14 protein-coding genes, 1 tRNA gene and 2 pseudogenes are annotated in these 15,922 nt (G+C 70.7%); 6 read left to right on the top strand and 11 right to left on the bottom strand.

Features of this window, described 5'->3' with window-relative positions:
* Positions 1-53 precede the first annotated feature (53 nt).
* Complete coding sequence (locus AB0H57_RS28535; RefSeq protein WP_357511711.1) at positions 54-1,724, bottom strand: DUF885 domain-containing protein; 1,671 nt, start codon at positions 1,722-1,724, stop codon at positions 54-56.
* Between the two features lie 191 nt (positions 1,725-1,915).
* On the opposite strand from AB0H57_RS28535, the pseudogene AB0H57_RS28530 reads away from it, so the two are divergent.
* Positions 1,916-3,091: pseudogene (locus AB0H57_RS28530) on the top strand (DMT family transporter); the annotation flags it as partial.
* Here the strand turns inward: AB0H57_RS28530 and AB0H57_RS28525 are convergent.
* From AB0H57_RS28525 to AB0H57_RS28515, 3 genes are all read right to left on the bottom strand, one after another.
* On the bottom strand, positions 2,974-4,041 hold the full coding sequence (locus AB0H57_RS28525) for a PHP domain-containing protein (protein ID WP_357511709.1): 1,068 nt from the start codon (positions 4,039-4,041) through the stop codon (positions 2,974-2,976). The pseudogene AB0H57_RS28530 and the gene AB0H57_RS28525 overlap by 118 nt on opposite strands.
* 74 nt (positions 4,042-4,115) lie before the next feature.
* A complete protein-coding gene (locus AB0H57_RS28520; protein ID WP_357511707.1) occupies positions 4,116-7,040 on the bottom strand; it encodes a glycosyl hydrolase in 2,925 nt (974 codons plus the stop codon).
* Between the two features lie 252 nt (positions 7,041-7,292).
* Complete coding sequence (locus AB0H57_RS28515; protein ID WP_357511705.1) at positions 7,293-8,075, bottom strand: M23 family metallopeptidase; 783 nt, start codon at positions 8,073-8,075, stop codon at positions 7,293-7,295.
* Positions 8,076-8,184: 109 nt separating this feature from the next.
* Between AB0H57_RS28515 and AB0H57_RS28510 the strand changes: the two genes are divergently transcribed.
* The 4 genes from AB0H57_RS28510 (at position 8,185) to AB0H57_RS28495 (ending at position 10,136) form a co-directional block, all read left to right on the top strand.
* Entirely contained in the window at positions 8,185-8,571 is a 387-nt protein-coding gene (locus tag AB0H57_RS28510) for a hypothetical protein (RefSeq protein WP_357511703.1), read from the top strand.
* A gap of 82 nt (positions 8,572-8,653) precedes the next feature.
* Entirely contained in the window at positions 8,654-8,821 is a 168-nt protein-coding gene (locus AB0H57_RS28505) for a hypothetical protein (RefSeq protein ID WP_357511701.1), read from the top strand.
* Between the two features lie 126 nt (positions 8,822-8,947).
* On the top strand, positions 8,948-9,484 hold the full coding sequence (locus AB0H57_RS28500) for a tRNA adenosine deaminase-associated protein (RefSeq protein WP_357511699.1): 537 nt from the start codon (positions 8,948-8,950) through the stop codon (positions 9,482-9,484).
* A gap of 205 nt (positions 9,485-9,689) precedes the next feature.
* Entirely contained in the window at positions 9,690-10,136 is a 447-nt protein-coding gene (locus AB0H57_RS28495; protein ID WP_357511735.1) for a nucleoside deaminase, read from the top strand.
* Between the two features lie 58 nt (positions 10,137-10,194).
* Here the strand turns inward: AB0H57_RS28495 and AB0H57_RS28490 are convergent, their stop codons facing one another.
* The 3 genes from AB0H57_RS28490 to deoD form a co-directional block, all read right to left on the bottom strand.
* A complete protein-coding gene (locus AB0H57_RS28490) occupies positions 10,195-10,662 on the bottom strand; it encodes a thioesterase family protein (protein ID WP_357511697.1) in 468 nt (155 codons plus the stop codon).
* Positions 10,659-11,297: a TetR/AcrR family transcriptional regulator gene (locus AB0H57_RS28485; RefSeq protein ID WP_357511696.1), complete on the bottom strand. Its 639-nt coding sequence runs from the start codon at positions 11,295-11,297 to the stop codon at positions 10,659-10,661. The genes AB0H57_RS28490 and AB0H57_RS28485 overlap by 4 nt, the downstream gene beginning before the upstream one ends.
* Positions 11,298-11,406: 109 nt before the next feature.
* Complete coding sequence (deoD, locus tag AB0H57_RS28480; RefSeq protein ID WP_357511695.1) at positions 11,407-12,114, bottom strand: purine-nucleoside phosphorylase; 708 nt, start codon at positions 12,112-12,114, stop codon at positions 11,407-11,409.
* 75 nt (positions 12,115-12,189) lie between these two features.
* Here deoD and AB0H57_RS28475 point away from each other — a divergent pair.
* Positions 12,190-12,276: transfer RNA gene (locus tag AB0H57_RS28475), tRNA-Ser, on the top strand.
* A 128-nt stretch (positions 12,277-12,404) separates the two neighbouring features.
* Here AB0H57_RS28475 and AB0H57_RS28470 read toward each other — a convergent pair.
* The 4 genes and pseudogenes from AB0H57_RS28470 to AB0H57_RS28455 form a co-directional block, all read right to left on the bottom strand.
* A pseudogene (locus AB0H57_RS28470) lies at positions 12,405-12,599 on the bottom strand (tyrosine-type recombinase/integrase); the annotation flags it as partial.
* A gap of 604 nt (positions 12,600-13,203) precedes the next feature.
* Entirely contained in the window at positions 13,204-13,599 is a 396-nt protein-coding gene (locus AB0H57_RS28465; protein ID WP_357511693.1) for a hypothetical protein, read from the bottom strand.
* A 376-nt stretch (positions 13,600-13,975) separates the two neighbouring features.
* Positions 13,976-14,392, bottom strand: coding sequence for a hypothetical protein (locus AB0H57_RS28460; protein WP_357511691.1), 417 nt, complete (start codon positions 14,390-14,392; stop codon positions 13,976-13,978).
* A 332-nt stretch (positions 14,393-14,724) separates the two neighbouring features.
* Positions 14,725-15,183 (bottom strand): hypothetical protein, encoded by a 459-nt coding sequence (locus tag AB0H57_RS28455; RefSeq protein ID WP_357511689.1) that lies wholly within the window; start codon positions 15,181-15,183, stop codon positions 14,725-14,727.
* Between the last annotated feature and the right edge of the window lie 739 nt (positions 15,184-15,922).

Here is a 15,922-nt window from a genome sequence, read left to right as displayed (position 1 = left end):
CCCGTCAGCGGGGCCGGAACGCACCGCGCCCGGACCTCGCGGCGGGTCGGCGGTCAGAGCCGGGCCAGCGCCCGGCGCAGCGGGTCCAGCCCGAGCGAGCCCAGGTCGAGCGCCTGCCGGTGGAACTCCTTGAGGTCGAAGTCGGCGCCCTTGCGGACCTTCGCCTCGTCCCGGGCCTGAAGCCAGATCCGCTCGCCCACCTTGTACGACGGGGCCTGCCCCGGCCAGCCCAGGTAGCGGTTCAGCTCGAACCGCAGGTTCTCGTCCGGCACCCGGCAGTGCGCCCGCAGGAACTCCCAGCCCAGCTCCGGCGTCCAGCGTTCCCCTGGGTGGAAGTCGAACGGGTTGTCCTTCGGGATCTCCAGCTCCAGGTGCATGCCGATGTCGACGATCACCCGGGCCGCCCGGAACGCCTGCCCGTCGAGCATGCCGAGCTTGTCGCCCGGGTCCTCCAGGTAGCCCAGCTCGTCCATCAGCCGCTCCGAGTAGAGCGCCCAGCCCTCGCCGTGCCCGGACACCCAGCAGAGCAGCCGCTGCCAGCGGTTGAGCAACTCGGCCCGGACCGCGGTCTGCGCCACCTGGAGGTGGTGACCCGGCACGCCCTCGTGGAAGACGGTGGTCACCTCGCGCCAGGTGGAGAAGTCGGTGACGCCCTGCGGCACCGCCCACCACATCCGGCCGGGGCGGGAGAAGTCCTCGCTCGGCCCGGTGTAGTAGATCGCGCCGTCGCTGGTCGGGGCGAGGCGGCACTCGATCCGGCGGACCTGCTCCGGGATGTCGAAGTGGGTGCCGTGCAGCTCGCTGATCGCCCGGTCGGCCAGCGCCTGCATCCAGTCGCGGAAGGCCTCCTTGCCCTGGACCGTCCGGGCCGGGTCGGCGTCCAGCGCGGCGACCGCCTCGTCGATGGTCGCGCCCGGACCGACGATCCGCGCGGACACCGTCCGCATGTCGGCCTCCAGCCGGGCCAGCTCGGCGAACCCCCAGGCGTACGTCTCGTCCAGGTCGACCTTGGCCCCGAGGAAGTACTGCGAGGCCAGCTCGTAGCGTTCCCGGCCGGCGGCCTGCTTGTCCCGCCCGCGCGGGGCCAGCTCGGTGCGCAGGAAGTGCCCGAGCTCGGCGGTCGCTGCGGTGGCCGCCGCCGCGCCCCGGCGCAACTCGGCGCCGAGCGACCCGTCCGCGTCCAGCCGCTGGACCAGCCCGTGGTAGAAGTTGTCGCCGTCCGGGTCGGTCCAGATGTCGCACTGCTTGGCGACCTCGACCAGCTGTGCCTTGGAGCTGACGTGGCCGGCGTCGGCCGCCTCGCGGAGGGTGGTCTTGTAGCCCTCCAGCGCCCCGGCCAGCTTGGTCAACCGGCTGGCGATGTTGGCCTTGGCCTCGTCGCCCTCGGTGGGCATCAGGTCGAAGACCATCCGGATTTCGTGCAGGCCGCTGGTGATGACGCTGACCTCGCTGGTCACCTCCCCGGCGTCGTACCGGGCGAGGTCCAGGCCCAGGCGCTCCTGCATCGCCTCCTTGGCGGTGCGCTCCAGCTCCGACTCCGGCTCGCTGACGTCGAGATCGGCCAGGGTCCGCCGGGTCAGGTCGGCGCGGGCCGCGTAGCCGTCCGGCGACAGGTCGTCCAGCTGGTCGTCGTAGCCGGCGACGCCGACGTAGGTCGCGCCGCTCGGACTCAGTGGAGCCCACTCGGTCACGTACCGGTTGGCGAGGTCATCGATTCGTCCCACGAGGCGAACCCTACGCGACCCCACCGGCCGGCTGTCGACCCCGATTCGCCGGCCGGCGACCGTGCGAAAGCCGCACTTTGTCACACCTCCGGCTGATCAACGACGATCATCGGTGCGGGTTGCCTGTGGCGGTGGACACGCGGTCCGAATTTCGCGGGACTTCGTCGTACCCCTGCGGCAGAGTGTCAGGGGTGACCGCCGTTACCACTCCTGACAAGGCGCCGCTGCGCAGCTGGCTGCCGGGATTCATCGCGCTGGCCGCGATCTGGGGTTCCAGCTTCCTGTTCATCAAGATCGGCATCCGCGAGCTGCACCCGCTCCAGCTCACCCTCTACCGGGTGGCCGCCGGCGCGCTGACCCTGGTGGTGGTGCTGGCGCTGCTGCGCGACCGGCTGCCCCGCGAGCCGCGGATCTGGGCGCACCTGTTCGTGGTCGCCGCCCTCGGCGTGGCGCTCCCGTTCACCCTCTTCGGCTACGGCGAGCAGCGGGTCGAGTCGATGCTGGCCGGCATCTGGAACGCCACCACCCCGCTGATCGTGCTGCCGATGGCGGTGCTGGTCTTCCGCACCGAGCGGCTGAACCTGCGCCGCGCGGTCGGCCTCGGGCTGGGTTTCCTGGGCGTGCTGGTGGTGCTGGGCATCTGGGAGGGCGTCGGCGGGTCGCACTTCGTCGGTCAGCTGCTGTGCTTCGGCGCGGCGGCCTGCTACGGCGTCGCCATCCCGTACCAGAAGAAGTTCATCGCGGGCAGCACCCACTCCGGGCTGTCGCTCTCGGCGGCCCAACTGCTCATCGCGACGGCGCAGCTCGCGGTGGTCACGCCGCTGGCGGTCGGGGCGCCCCCGGCGCCGACCGCGCTCTCCGCCGACGTGGTGGCCTGCGTGCTGGCGCTCGGCGCGCTGGGCACCGGGTTGGCCTTCGTGATCAACATCCGCAACATCCGGGTGGCCGGCGCCAGCACCGCCTCCACCGTGACCTACCTGATCCCGGTCTTCGCGGTGCTGATCGGCGCCCTCGCGCTCAACGAGCGGCTGAACTGGCACCAGCCGGTCGGCGCGCTGATCGTGCTGCTCGGGGTGGCGGTCACCCAGGGCCTGGTCGGCGGGCGCCGGCGCCGGCCCGTCGCCGCCCCGGCCGTTCCCGCCGCGGAGCCGGCCGGCCACCGCTGACCCGCCGGTCGCGGCTTCGGGATGGCCCGAGGTGCCGCATACCGGCCGCCGGGCGGCCCGCCCCGCTGGCGGGCCGGTCGCGGTCAGCCGTGGGACCGGGCCCACTTGACCAGGCGGGTCGCGGACCAGGTGTTCACCACCCGGTCCGCCGGCACGCCGCAGAGCGCGGCCCGCTCGCAGCCGAACCGCTGCCAGTCGAGCTGGCCGGGGGCGTGCGCGTCGGTGTCGATCGCGAACCGGCAGCCCGCCTCCAGCGCCCGGCAGATCAGCCGCTTCGGCGGGTCCTGCCGCTCCGGCCGGGAGTTGATCTCCACCGCCACGTCGTGCTCGGCGCACGCGGCGAAGACGGCGTCCGCGTCGAAGTCGCTCTCCGCGCGGGTACGCGCCCGGTGCGCCCGGTCGCCAGGGCCCTTGATGCCGGCCGGGCGGGACGACACCATCCGCCCGGTGCAGTGACCGAGGATGTCCAGGTGCGGGTTGGCGATCGCGGTCAGCATTCGCCGGGTCATCCGGGCCCGCTCGTCGTTCAGCCCGCTGTGCACCGAGCCGACCACCACGTCGAGGCGGGCCAGCAGCTTCTCGTCCTGGTCCAGCGACCCGTCGGCGAGGATGTCCACCTCGATGCCGGTGAGGATGCGGAATCCCTTCGGCAGCGCCTCGTTGATCGCCGCCACCAGGTCGAGCTGCCGGCGGAGCCGGTCGGCGGTCAGGCCCCGGGCCACCTTCAGCCGTGGCGAGTGGTCGGTCAGCACCAGGTACTCGTGGCCCAGCTCCACCGCGGCGAGGGCCATCTCCTCGATCGGTGATCCGCCGTCCGACCAGTCGGAGTGGGTGTGGCAGTCGCCGCGCAGCGCGGCCCGCAGCTTCGTGGCCGCCTCGTCCAGGTCGGTGCCCTCGGTGGCGACCAGCCGGCGCAGGTAGACCGGCTCCTCACCGGCCAGCGACTCGGTGACGCACCGGGCGGTGACGTCACCGACGCCGGCCAGCTCGGTGAGCTTTCCGGTGCGGGCCCGCTCGGCGATCTCGGCGGCGGGCAGCGCGGCGAGGGCCTTCGCCGCCGAGCGGAACGCCCGTACCCGGTAGGTGGCCTCGTTGGCCCGTTCCAGCAGGAACGCGATCCGGCGCAGGTCGGCGATGGGATCCCGGCTCATGCCCGGATAACCTACGCGCCCGCGCCGCCGGTCGGGGGACGACCGGCGGCGCGGGGTGGTGGTGCGTGGGGGAATCAGGAGTACGGCAGCCGCACGACCGACCGGTCACCGGTGCCGAGGGTGGACGGGTTGACGCCGATGGCGGACCAGACCTTCACCTGCACCGTGCCGTTGCGGAGGTTGCCCAGCGTGCCGGTGCTGGAGAGCAGCCCCTGGTGCTGCGTGTAGTGCTCCCAGCCGGGCACCGGATCGGTCGCGAAGTAGCGGTACGTCTCGACCCGGTCGAAGGTGCCGTCGCCGGTCAGGTCGTACGACACCCGCAGCTGCACCCCGTTGCCGACCGCCTGGTTGGCGTCGAGGAACAGGTCGAAGCCGGTCTGCCCGCCCTGGTAGGCCAGGTTCAGCCCGGTCGAGGTGAAGACCACCGGGTTGTGCGGGGTGCCGTCCCAGTTGGCGCCCCCGGCGCCGGTGACCGTGGTGCTGCCCGAGGCGCCGGCCGCGCCCATCGCCCCGCCGCTGAGCAGGTACTGCGTCGGCGAGGAGGCCGGCGGCGGGGTGGTCGGCGGGGGCGTGGTGGCGGGCGGCGTGGTCGGTGGCGGCGTGGTGGCGGGCGGGGTGGTCGGCGGCGGGGTGCCGGTGTCCGACCCGCCGGTGGCGCTGCCGCCGCTCCAGGCGTACGCCCCGGTGGTGGCCGTCTTCCCGGCGGCGACCGTGAGGCGGGTGCCGTCGGAGAAGGTGACCGTCCGCGGCGCGGCGGTGATGTTGCTGGCCACGTAGGTGCGGGACCCGTTGCGGTTGAACACCGCGGCCAGCGGGTGGTCGGCGGTGATCGACGTGTCGACCTGGCCCAGCGCGGCGAGGTTGCGGATCCAGTGGAAGGTGTGCGCCCGGCTCTCCCCCTCCTCCGGGGTGTAGCCGGGGTTGGCCCGCAGCTTGCTCAGCGCCGCGTCCGGATCGCCGAGGGCGAGGAACTGCCACATGATGTCCTGCCACACCGTCGGCTCGCCGCCGTTGTTGCGGACCAGCTCGGCGTAGTTCAACTTGTTGTAGGCCGGGCGGTAGCCCAGGTACAGGTGGCCGCCGGTGACCGGCAGCATGTTGATGCCCTGGATCATCTCCGGCTCGGCGCTGAACCAGGTGGCGTACGCCCCGCCGTCACCCCAGACCATGCCGACCGTGGAGTGGCCGAAGTTCGTGGGGAAGTTCTCGTCGTCGGCGTCGAACCAGTACTCCTGGATCGCCGCCGCCTGGGTGGTGTAGATGAAGATGCCGGCGTCGCGGACCGCGGTGTTCCCGGTGGCCTGGCCCCACTGGATCAGCGCGTTGGCGTAGTTCATCCCCTCCGACGACGACTCCTGGTTGTTGCCGGCGTTGAACGAGCCGTGCCCGGAGGCCCAGTCGTGCCCGGCGTAGATGTCGAAGTCGCGCAGGTACGGGAAGCGGTTGTCCGCCCGGTCGTAGTTGTTGGCGTCCCGGATCAGCAGGTCCACCATGCCGCCGTACTGGTCGGAACGGGCCCAGGTCGGGTCGAATTTGGCCAGCGTGGCGGCCGCCGCGATGAAGTAGCCGTAGTGGAAGTGGTGGTCGTTGAGCTCCTCGTCGGAGCCGTACGACGCCGGGTAGCCGATCAGCGTGCCCCAGTTGCGGTCGTAGTAGAAGACCCGCGCGGCCTTGCCGGGCGAGGCGGTGAACCAGTCGGTCAGGGTCGACCGGATCGCGTTCAGCGCCGCGGTACGGGTCTGCGCGTCACCGACCAGGTCGGCGATCTCGGCGATCCGGGCCGCCCGGCCCAGGCCCTTGCCGGTCCAGTAGGTGTCGCCGCCCCGGGCGTCCATCGGGTTGCCGCGCACCGCGGCGAGCTGGTCCCGGAGCTGGGTGAGGTCGGCGCCGGCGCCGGTGGCGACGGCGGGCAGCTCCGGCAGTACGCCGTGGAACTTCATCGCGGTGCGGAACTGCGAGATTCCGGCGAGCACCTTCATCCGGCCCCGCGCCGAGGGGTAGCTGAGCGCGAGCGGGGTGGCGCCGGTGAGCGCCTTCCACTGGTGCGGGTAGAGGCTCACCACGGTCCGGGTCTCGGTGCCCTCCAGGGCCCGGGTGGTGAAGCCGTACGTGCTGGTCACCGTCCCGCCGGCCGGGTCGTACGCGTAGCCGAGCCGGGTGCCGGTGACGTGGGCGTGCGCGTACCGGCCGTAGGTCGCGGCGAGCTCGGCGCGCGACGCCGCGTCGGTGTTCGGGGTGGTGGGCAGCAGCGCGATCGAGAAGTAGCCCTTGCCGGCCAGGGTGGACGAGATCCGGCCGCTGGACACCGACCAGGTCGCGCCGCTCGGGGCGTACCCGACGTAGTCGTGGCCCTTGATGGTGAAGCCGATGGTGGCGCCGCTGTTCGACCAGACGGTCGGGCTGCCGCCGGTCGGGTTGAGCACCGTGTCGCCGCCGCTGGTCCGGAAGTAGGCGAAGGGCAGGCCGTGACCGATGGTGGCGCGCATGGTCCGGGCGCCGTCACTCCAGTACGGGGTGACTGTCCAGTCGGACCAGCCGTCGACCTTCACCACCGGGACGCCCAGGGCGGCGACGCCGACCCGGAAGTCCTCGGAGTAGGCGTACTTGTACTCGCCCACGCCGGTGGCGGTGCCGGTGACGGTCGGGACGGAGGTGGCCGAGAAGCCGAGGCCGTCGCTGAAGGTCTGATAGGAGAGCGGGTGCGCGTGCAGCGGCTCGCTGTACGCGCAGTTGGTCTTCTTCCACAGCAGGGACGACCACCAGTCGTTGGTGGGGACCGGGCCGGACGGCGCGTCGGCTGTGACGAACTGCCGGGGGTTGGTGGAGAGGTCGCCGCAGCCGGTGGGGAGGGGCCCCACCCGGTCGGTGGTGTAGCTGCCGGCCCCCACGGAGGCGGCCTGGGCGTCGGTGGTGGCGGCGACGGTGAGGCCGCCGAGGACGAGGGCGAGCGCGGTGGTGGCGGCGAGCGCCCAGGTGCGGTGTGGTGCAGGAGGTTTCACGGGTGCCTCCCATGCGTCGGGCCGGTCGGGGCCGGCCCGGAGCTCGTCGGAATTATGAGGTTTGTTATCCGAGAGAGCGCTCTCTCACGACCGGACGGTACCGATCGGCACGACGCACGTCAATGTGTCCGACCGGTTAAGCCGGGATGTCGCGTTTGGCCGGCCGGCGGGCTCGCTCCCACGCCGGCCCGGCCCGCCCACCGGGGGTGACCGGGTCGGTGCGGATCAGCGGGTGGCCGGGTCGGCGCGAGGTCAGCCGCCGCCGGAGGACGAGGACTTCTTCGGGCAGCCGTGCTCGCGCCGCCACTCGGTCACCTCGGCCGCCGGGGAGCGGTTGCCGCCCCGGCGCCACGAGTCGAGATAGCGGGCCGGCCAGACCACGCCCCGCCGGATCCACCAGTCGTCGTGGCCGGAGCACTTCGGGGAGAGCCCGAAGTGCAGGTGGCAGACGTTGTTCGCGTTGCCCGTCCGGCCGACCTTGCCGAGGGCCTGACCGGCGTGTACCCGGGTGCCCGCCGCGATCCCGTCGGCGATCGCGCTCAGGTGCGAGCCGTAGTAGCGCACCCCGTCGTCGCCGAGCAGCGAAACCGACAGGCCGCCGTTGTACGGCCCCAGCGGACCGCCCTTGCGGAACCGGTCCACCCGGGACACCTCCAGCACCTGGCCGTCGGTCACCGCCACCACCGGCTCGCCACAGTCGGCGAAGATGTCGGTGCCCGGGTAGCCCGAGTGCGTCGGGTGGTAGTCGACGTTGCCGGCCCGGACCGGGAAGACCCGCCGAAGATTCGTCCGGGTCGGGCTGGCCGACTGCGACGGCGAGGCCGAGGCGGCGGGCGACGACCGGGCCGAGGTCGCCCGCGTCGCCGTGGGCGCCGGCTGCTCGGCGGTCGCCACGCCGCTGGGCGGCACCCAGCCGCCGGTGGGCGCGGCGGCGGGCCGGTCACCGCCGGCGCAGCCGGCGGCCAGCGCCGGCGCCAGCAGCAGCAGGACCGGGAAGGCGGCGACGCGGCGACGTCGGGCGGATCGCGAGCGCATCCCGTCATCCTGGCAGACCAGTACGGTGGGGTGGGGTCCCGCGCCGGCCGCGTCGCGGGGGCGGCGATCCCTCCCACTGTAGTCACGCTGAGTGAAGGGGGCGCCGCCGATGCAGGGCCAGCCCGGCTATCCGGTCGACCCGGCCACGGGCCGCCCGCTGCCGCGGGTTCCGTCGGGGCTGTTCCCCGCCGGGCCGCCCCCGCGACCGACCTGGCGCGAGCCGCACCCGATCACCGGCAGCGGGGTCGCCATGGGCGGCGCGCTCGCCGCCGCCTGGCTGCTGCTGTTCGGTCTGCTCGGCCGCGACATGCCAAGTTATGCCTGGTGGACGGCGTTCGCGGGGGCCGCTGCCTGGCTCGCCGCGGCGCTGCTGGTCCGGTTCGGCGACCGGGGGGTGGCCGCCGGGATCGCCATCGTCACGGCGGGCGGCTGGAGCATCGCCGCGGCCGTGCTGGCGGTGCGCTGGGCGACCTCCGGCGACTGGCCGCTCTGGTGACCGCCGGACACGCTGCGTAGGTGCCACACTGCGCAACGAACGGCATCTTGACGTACCCGCTGTGACTGGGCACGCTCGCGGTATGGCCTGGATCACCCAGCAACTCGATCCCGAGCGCAGCCGTCGTCGCCAGCAGCTCATCGCCCAGCTGGCCGGTGCCCGCGCGGCCCAGCAACGGGACCGGCCGCGGCGGGTACGCACCGACAAGCTGCGCCAGCTGATCGCCACCCGCCGCCGCATCGCTGGCTGACTCCAGGCCGAGTTCCCCGGAATGACCGGCCCTTCGGGGCGTTGACCGGTCGCCTGCCGACCCGACCGGCTAACGTGCACGCGTAACGGGTCGGCGTGCTGTGCCGAGGCGATTTTTGGGGGGACCGTGTCGTACTTCGCTGCCGCGGCGGTGCGCGTCGAGGGTGGCTGGACCGCGGACGAGCTGAGCCTGCGGGGTGCCGCCGACCTCGACGAGGTGGCCGAGCGCCTGCGTGACGTCGAGCCGGACGCGGACCTGTCCCTGCTCTTCGTCGAGGTCGACGACACCTATCTGGTGGTCATGCGGCTGGACGACGGCGAGGACCTGCGGGTCTTCGGTTCGGACTCGGCGCTGGCCGAGGAGTCCCGGCTGGGCGCCCTGCTGGTCGGCGACCTCAAGACCTCGGTGACCGGGCTCGACGACACCGACGAGCCGGCGGCGCCCGCCGGCGGTTCCGCCGGGGACGAGGAGAGCGAGCAGCCGGCCGTCGACCCGGAGGCCGACCCGGTCGGGGACGCGGACCTCCTGGCCGACCTGGGCGTCTCCGCCCAACGCCTGCTCAACCTCTGTGCCCGGGAGGGCATGCTGCCGGGCGACGTCACCACCGAGGTGTGCCAGGTGCTCGGCTGCGCCGACGAGGTCGAGGAGCTGCGTGAGGTCTGAGCCGCCGTCCGGCGGGATCGAGCTGCCCGGCGGTGGCTCGCCGCTGGCGGGTGCCGCCGAACCGGCCGACGCCACCGACCCGGCACTGGGCACCGTACGCCCGGGACAGCCGACGCCCGGCGCGGCCGGGCGGGTCGGGCCGGGCGCCGACGAGGGGTTCGCCGAGTGGGCCGGGACGGGCCGCCGGCAGCGGCACGAGCTGTGGATGCGCCGGGCCGTCGAGGTCGCGGTCACCGGCCCCGAACCGCCCGCCGGGCCCGACGCGGTGGCCGACGACGTGCCGGTGGGCGCGGTGGTCTACGGGCCGGACGGCGCCGAGCTGGCGATCGGCCGCAACGAACGCGAACTGACCGGCGACCCCACCGCCCACGCCGAGGTGCTGGCGCTGCGCCGCGCCGCCGAACGGCTGGGCCGCTGGCGACTGGACGACTGCACCCTGGTGGTCACCCTGGAACCCTGCACGATGTGCGCCGGCGCGCTGGTGCTGGCCCGGATCGGCACGGTGGTCTTCGGCGCCTGGGAACCCAAGACCGGCGCCGCCGGCTCGCTCTGGGACGTGCTGCGCGACCGCCGCCTCAACCACCGCCCCGAGGTGTACGGCGGCGTCCTCGAAGCGGAGAACGCCGCCATCCTCCGCGCCTTCTTCCGGTAAGGCGGGGCCCCGCTCAACGTCTTCGGTAGAGGCGGGGCCCCCGCTCAACACCGAGGGATCAGGCGGGCACGGTGGCGGGTCGCAGCAAGGTGGCGGCCACCGCCCGGGCCGCGTCGGTCCACGGGGCCGGACGCATGGTGGCCGGATCGAGCCGCACGATGGACCGGGTCCCTTCGGCGTACCGGATGGCGCCGTCGACCGAGCGGAACTCGAAGGCGTACCGCGCGCTGCTGGTCCCGAAGTGGTCGAGCCAGAAGTGCACGCCCACCGGGCCGGTGCCCGTGATCGGGGCCCGGTATCTGATGGTGAACTCGCGCACCGCGTGGAACACGTCCGGGGCGCTGAGCTGCCCGCCGGTGAAGGAGACACCACGCTCTGCCCAGTAGGGCGTGAGGGCCCGCTCCAGCAGCACCGCGTACCGGGCGTTGTGCAGGATGCCCATGGCGTCGAGTTCGTCGAAGTGCACCGTGACGTGCTCGACGTGGCCGAACTCGACGACGGGCTGGTCGGCGATGGCGTGGCTCATGACAGGCCTTCCGTTAGCAGGGTCGGCTCGGGGCACAGGGCCCGTAGCCGGTTCAGCAGACCCTGGCGGGCCTGCCGGTAGGCGGTGTCGGGGTCCAGCATCCGGGAGCGCATCACGGCGCTGATCCCCAGCGCGTCGATCTCGTACGCCAGCTGCGGGACGTCCAGGTCCGCGGGGAGTTCGCCGAGGGCGACGGCCTCGTGGACGAGGCGTTCGAGGAACAGGGTCCAGCGGCCGTACGCGTCGACGAGCCGGTCCCGGACCGGGCCCGGCCGGGCATTGAACTCGAACTCGGTGTTGGCGAAGAAGCAACCGCCGGGAAGCACCCGCGCGGCATAGAAGTCGATCCGGGCCTCGTGCAGCGCCCGGATCCGTCGGACGCCCCGCGGGGCGTGCAGGGCCGGCTCGATGATCCACTCCTGCCACTGCTCGACGGCCCGGTCGACGGTGGCGAGCTGGAGGGCCTCCTTCGACCGCCAGTGCGCGAACAGGCCGGATTTGCTCACGCCGAGGGTGTCGGCGAGCTGCCCGAGGGAGAGCCCGTGCAGACCCGCCTCGGTGGCCAGGGCCACGGCCGCGTCCAGCACCACGGTCCGGGTGCGTTCGCCGCGGGCCAGGCGGCCGTCGATGGTCATGCGAGGAGCCTAGACGAAAAAGAACGACCGGTCGTACTTATTCTTGTGAGCTATGTCGCCGCCGCCCCGCCACCGGGACGGTGACGGGGCGGCGAGAGCTGCGGAAGGTTCAGGAGATCACGGTGTCGAGGCCGACCTCGACCATCTGGCTGAAGGTCTGCTCGCGCTCCTCGGCGGTGGTCTTCTCGCCGGTCTTGATGTGGTCGCTGACCGTCAGGATGGTCAGCGCGCGGGCCTTGAACCGGGCGGCGATGGTGTAGAGCGCCGCCGACTCCATCTCGACCGCCAGCACCCCGTAGTCGGCCAGGCTGTCGTAGAGGTCCGGCCGGTCGGTGTAGAAGGCGTCCGCGGCCAGGATCGGACCCACCCGCATGGTGATGCCGCGCCGCTCGGCCACCTCGACCGACGTACGCAGCAGCCCGAAGTCGGCCACCGGGGCGTAGTCGATCAGCCCGTCGAACCGCATCCGGTTCATGTTCGAGTCGGTGGACGAGCCGATCGCGGCCACCACGTCCCGCAGCCGCAGGTCCTCCGAGAGGGCACCGCAGGAGCCGACACGGATCAGGGTCTTCACGCCGTACTCGTTGATCAGCTCGTGGGCGTAGATGGAAGCGGAGGGCATGCCCATGCCGGAGCCCTGGACCGACACCTCGACGCCGTTCCAGCGCCCGGTGAAGCCCAGCATGCCGCGCACCGTCGAGTAGCACTTGGCGTCCTCGAGGTAGGTCTCCGCGATCCACTTGGCCCGCAGCGGGTCGCCCGGCATCAGGACCCGCTCGGCGATCTCTCCCGGCTTAGCGCCGATGTGCGTACTCATGGCAAAGATCCTGCCAGGCCGACCGGCGGGATACCGGTTCGGCGTCCCATCCGGTGGTCCTGTACCCTCGTCGGCGGTGGCGTGTCCGAGCGGCCTAAGGAGCACGCCTCGAAAGCGTGTGAGGGTTTACGCCCTCCGAGGGTTCAAATCCCTCCGCCACCGCTCGTGAAATGCGAGAACGCCCGGTCGATCCTCAGGGATCGGTCGGGCGTTCCGCTTCTGGTCTCAGTTCCGGTCTCAGTTGGGTTCAAGGTGCCGTTCATGGCCCTCTGCCGGTTTCTCCCACAGCAGCCGCCGACGCGCTGTGCGATGTCCCGGCGCACCTGAGTCGTGACGTGCTGGTACCGGACCGCCATTGCCGAGTTCGACCAGCCCATGATGCCCATCACCGCTCGCTCCGCCACGCCGAGGATCAGCAGCACCGTGGCGGCCGTGTGACGGGCGTCGTGCAACCGACCATCCCGTAGACCAGAGAGCTTGAGTAGAGGCTGGGGCAACCCCCGCTCCGCCGCAACTTCGCAGACAGCCTTGAACACGTAGATCTCGAAGGCAGACGTGGCGTCTCTCAAGGGGGCGCAGCACAGCATCCACTCGTGGTCGTGTGGCAACAGCCCGCCCACTTGGTTGTAGAAGATGTCTGCTTCGTCTGGTGCGTCAGGGTAACTTGCGCGGCTCGGAGAGATTGACGTAAAGGTTTGGTCGTAGGCCTGCGTGGCGAACTGAGCCGTCAGGCTCAGGAACTGGCGAATGTCGGGCTCGACAAGGGACCACTCTTCATAAGCCTGCGTGCATCGACATCTGCTGGGATCCCACGACGCCATGGACGGCAGGATACTCCACGCGCAGGTCAACATGCCTGCCCATTTCTTACAGGAAGCGGCCCGACAAGCGCTTGACATCAGCCGTTGACATCAACGGTGGCGGCCGAGGCCGGACGTTTGCGGACGGAACCCGCCGCAGACCCGGACCCAGTGGACGTCGGCACACGCTGCGATCTTTGCCGAAAGCGCCTTGTAAGCGAGACGTCGCCAAGGTTGACCCTCTTGGCCGCTTTCAGTGGAGCGAGGAGGTGCAACGACTGACAGCTGCCTATTGAAACAAGTTATCCCAAGGATCTCGGTTTGCTGGGTCCTCCGGCGGTCCCAACGCGCACAATGCGATGACCATGACCACCACCATGAACACCCAGGGCAGCCAGAGAGCTCCCCCCGTGGTCAAGTCCCAGAGTGCATCGGAAACAGGTTCCGAACCTTCTGATTTTTCCAGTCGGCGGCGTAGGCGGCGCTGCTGCATTGCAGGTCCCAGCCACTTCATCCACACGAAGGATCCCCACACCAACAAGACCAGTGCCCAGCCGAGGACTGATCCCAGGTGACCATCGGGGCTCTCGCCTAACAACTGGGCTAGGCGTTGCCCTAGCAGGTACGGCATGACTGCGAGCAGGGCAAGCAGCAACATCCCGATGATCAGGCCTATCGCTCCCATCGGCTAGATCCCTCCCCTGAAGATGCTCACGCCCGTGAGCCAACGTGGCCCTCCGAAGTCCGTAAGGGGGCGACCGTACAGCATGGAGCGGGCTGGCCGCCGCAGCCAGACACCCCAGGCTGAGGGCAGCGAGGAGGCAGCGAAAGCCTCAACGACGGCTGGGGAGGTCCATCAATAAGCCGCAGGCAGCAGTTGCCCAGCATCGCTGCTTCGCGCGGAACCTCACTCGCCGACAACCTGCACCCGGATCCCCCCGGCGGGCGTCGGGTAGGGGCTCCGTCTCGGCCTGGTCGCTGTGATCACTGGCCCCGACCATCGTTGAGTCCGGGGCGTTTTCAAGCGACCGTGCAGCCGCAAGGAGTCGACAAAACAGGGCCTACTTGCCCAGCCCGGCTCCGAGTTCTACTCGAAGCCGGCGAACGAGATCGCGCAGGAGGTTGATCGCTTCCCCGTCGTGAGAACCGTCGGTCGCTGGTTCGATGCGCCTGATTCTTGTGATGAGCGCCTCCGCTACTACAACCGTCTTCTCATCGCACAGCAAGTAGAGCGCTGATCGGCCATCCTGGGCGCGTGCCCACTCGGTGACTTCGTCCGTGTCAATTGGCCCGGCAGACGTGAGCCTTCGGCGACGGTCATATACCGCTCCCGTAGCTCCGATGAAGTCGATGGCAGCCCGCAGCTTTTGATCGCGCAGCCAGCGTTGGTGTTCCGCCCGCCGCTGGAGCCACCCGCCTAGGGCAACGCCCGTGAGCCCGAGCAGAGCGCCGATCACGCCGGCCAGTAGGTTGTCCACAGTGGCAACCTAGTCAATCAGGTTCGGATTGGCAGCACGCTAAGGGACAGGACGTCCCGATTATCGTGCCGCCATTGAACACCGATAGGGCTATCCGACGCCCGCTTGCTTAGCTTAGGTTCGCGCGTCGGCAGGTCAGCAATACCGGCTCACGTATAGCTGGCCACGCTGTTAGCGCCGTGCCGACAGCAACACTGACAGCAACGTCGCTGGGCGGCGACGCGGGACGAGCACAGGGAGAGACGCCGCTCCGAGCCCACGGCTCGTCTCAGACAAGCGCGGACATGGTGCACAGAGCTTGTAAGTGAATGCTCAGCGCAGCCTGGGGTCACTCACCGGCCCCGGTTCCAGAGCGAGGCGCTGGCGAGGGCCGTGAGAGCTCCGCGCTCCAGAGCGACGGCGGTCTCTCTGTCAGCCGTCGTGGCCCAGCTGATGTGAAGGTCCGCGTGATGGATGGCATCTTGAGCCCACGATGCGGCCCTACGCGGATGTCCCGCCTCGACCTCAGCCACTCGCTGCCGTAGCCACTCCAAGTCAGAGAGGGCGCGGTCGAGTGCGGCCTCGCCGAGTCCACTAACGGCGGCCTTGCCGCGGTAGTAGACCGTGAGACGGCCCTTGATGCCCTGACCTCGGCGCTCGCCTGCCATGCCGACGTAGACCAGCGGCCCGGTGGCCGTGTGGCGCGCGAGGTACACACCAGGCAACCGTGGCGCCTGCTGAATCGCGAGTGCGAAGGGCATCCACGGGGACCAGGTTGCGAGGTCGGCGATCAAGCCGAAGGCGTCGACCATGTCGGGATGCTGCACCGAAGTGCGCGAGCGGGCAAGCGGCCGGCCGCGCAGCAGCCAGCAAAAGCCCACGAGTCAGCCGAATGTCAACGAACGCCGTGGTAGTGAGCGATGCCAACGGTCAAAGCAGGCAAGACGCCGCCCAGGGCTGGACCACAGGGAACGACAACTGCCGACACTGGCGGACAACATCGACCCACCGGTTCAACCCATGGATCCCTTCCTTGGAACACCGCCTTGACATCTATCCTAGAAGGGCTACCTTGAGTGCATGACAAGCCTCGATCTCCCGCGACTGATCCCGACGGGCACGTGCTGGTGTGGCTGTGGCAACGAGACAGGCATCGGCTCGTTCTTCGCTCAAGGTCACGACAAGATTGCCGAAGCCGCCCTCGTGGCTGCCGAATACGGCGGCCAAGTGGCCCAACTCCTGCATAAGCACGGCTATAACCCTGGGCGATCAGTCATCCACGAAGCTGTGCAACGCAACGACAGGTGGGTGTCCTGCCCTAAGCCTGGCTGCTGGTACAAGGGTGCTGAGGCAAGCGTCAACGGTCACCGGCGGAAGTACTCTCACTAACGCATCTCACCGCCTCGCCCCGATTAGAGCGGCCGGGGACGGAGTCATGGCCAATCCGTCGGCAGCGCCCTGTCTGTCAGGGTGAGTTGAGGCCAGCGGCTCATAGCAAGTCCGCCGGACAGGGCGAGTTCAGGATCGAGAAGCGTTGAATACTGCTGTTGA

Source organism: Micromonospora sp. NPDC050686 (assembly GCF_040654475.1).
Classification (GTDB): Bacteria; Actinomycetota; Actinomycetes; order Mycobacteriales; family Micromonosporaceae; genus Micromonospora.
The sequence above is the reverse complement of the archived record's forward strand: the minus strand, read 5'-3'. Positions and strand labels throughout refer to the sequence as shown.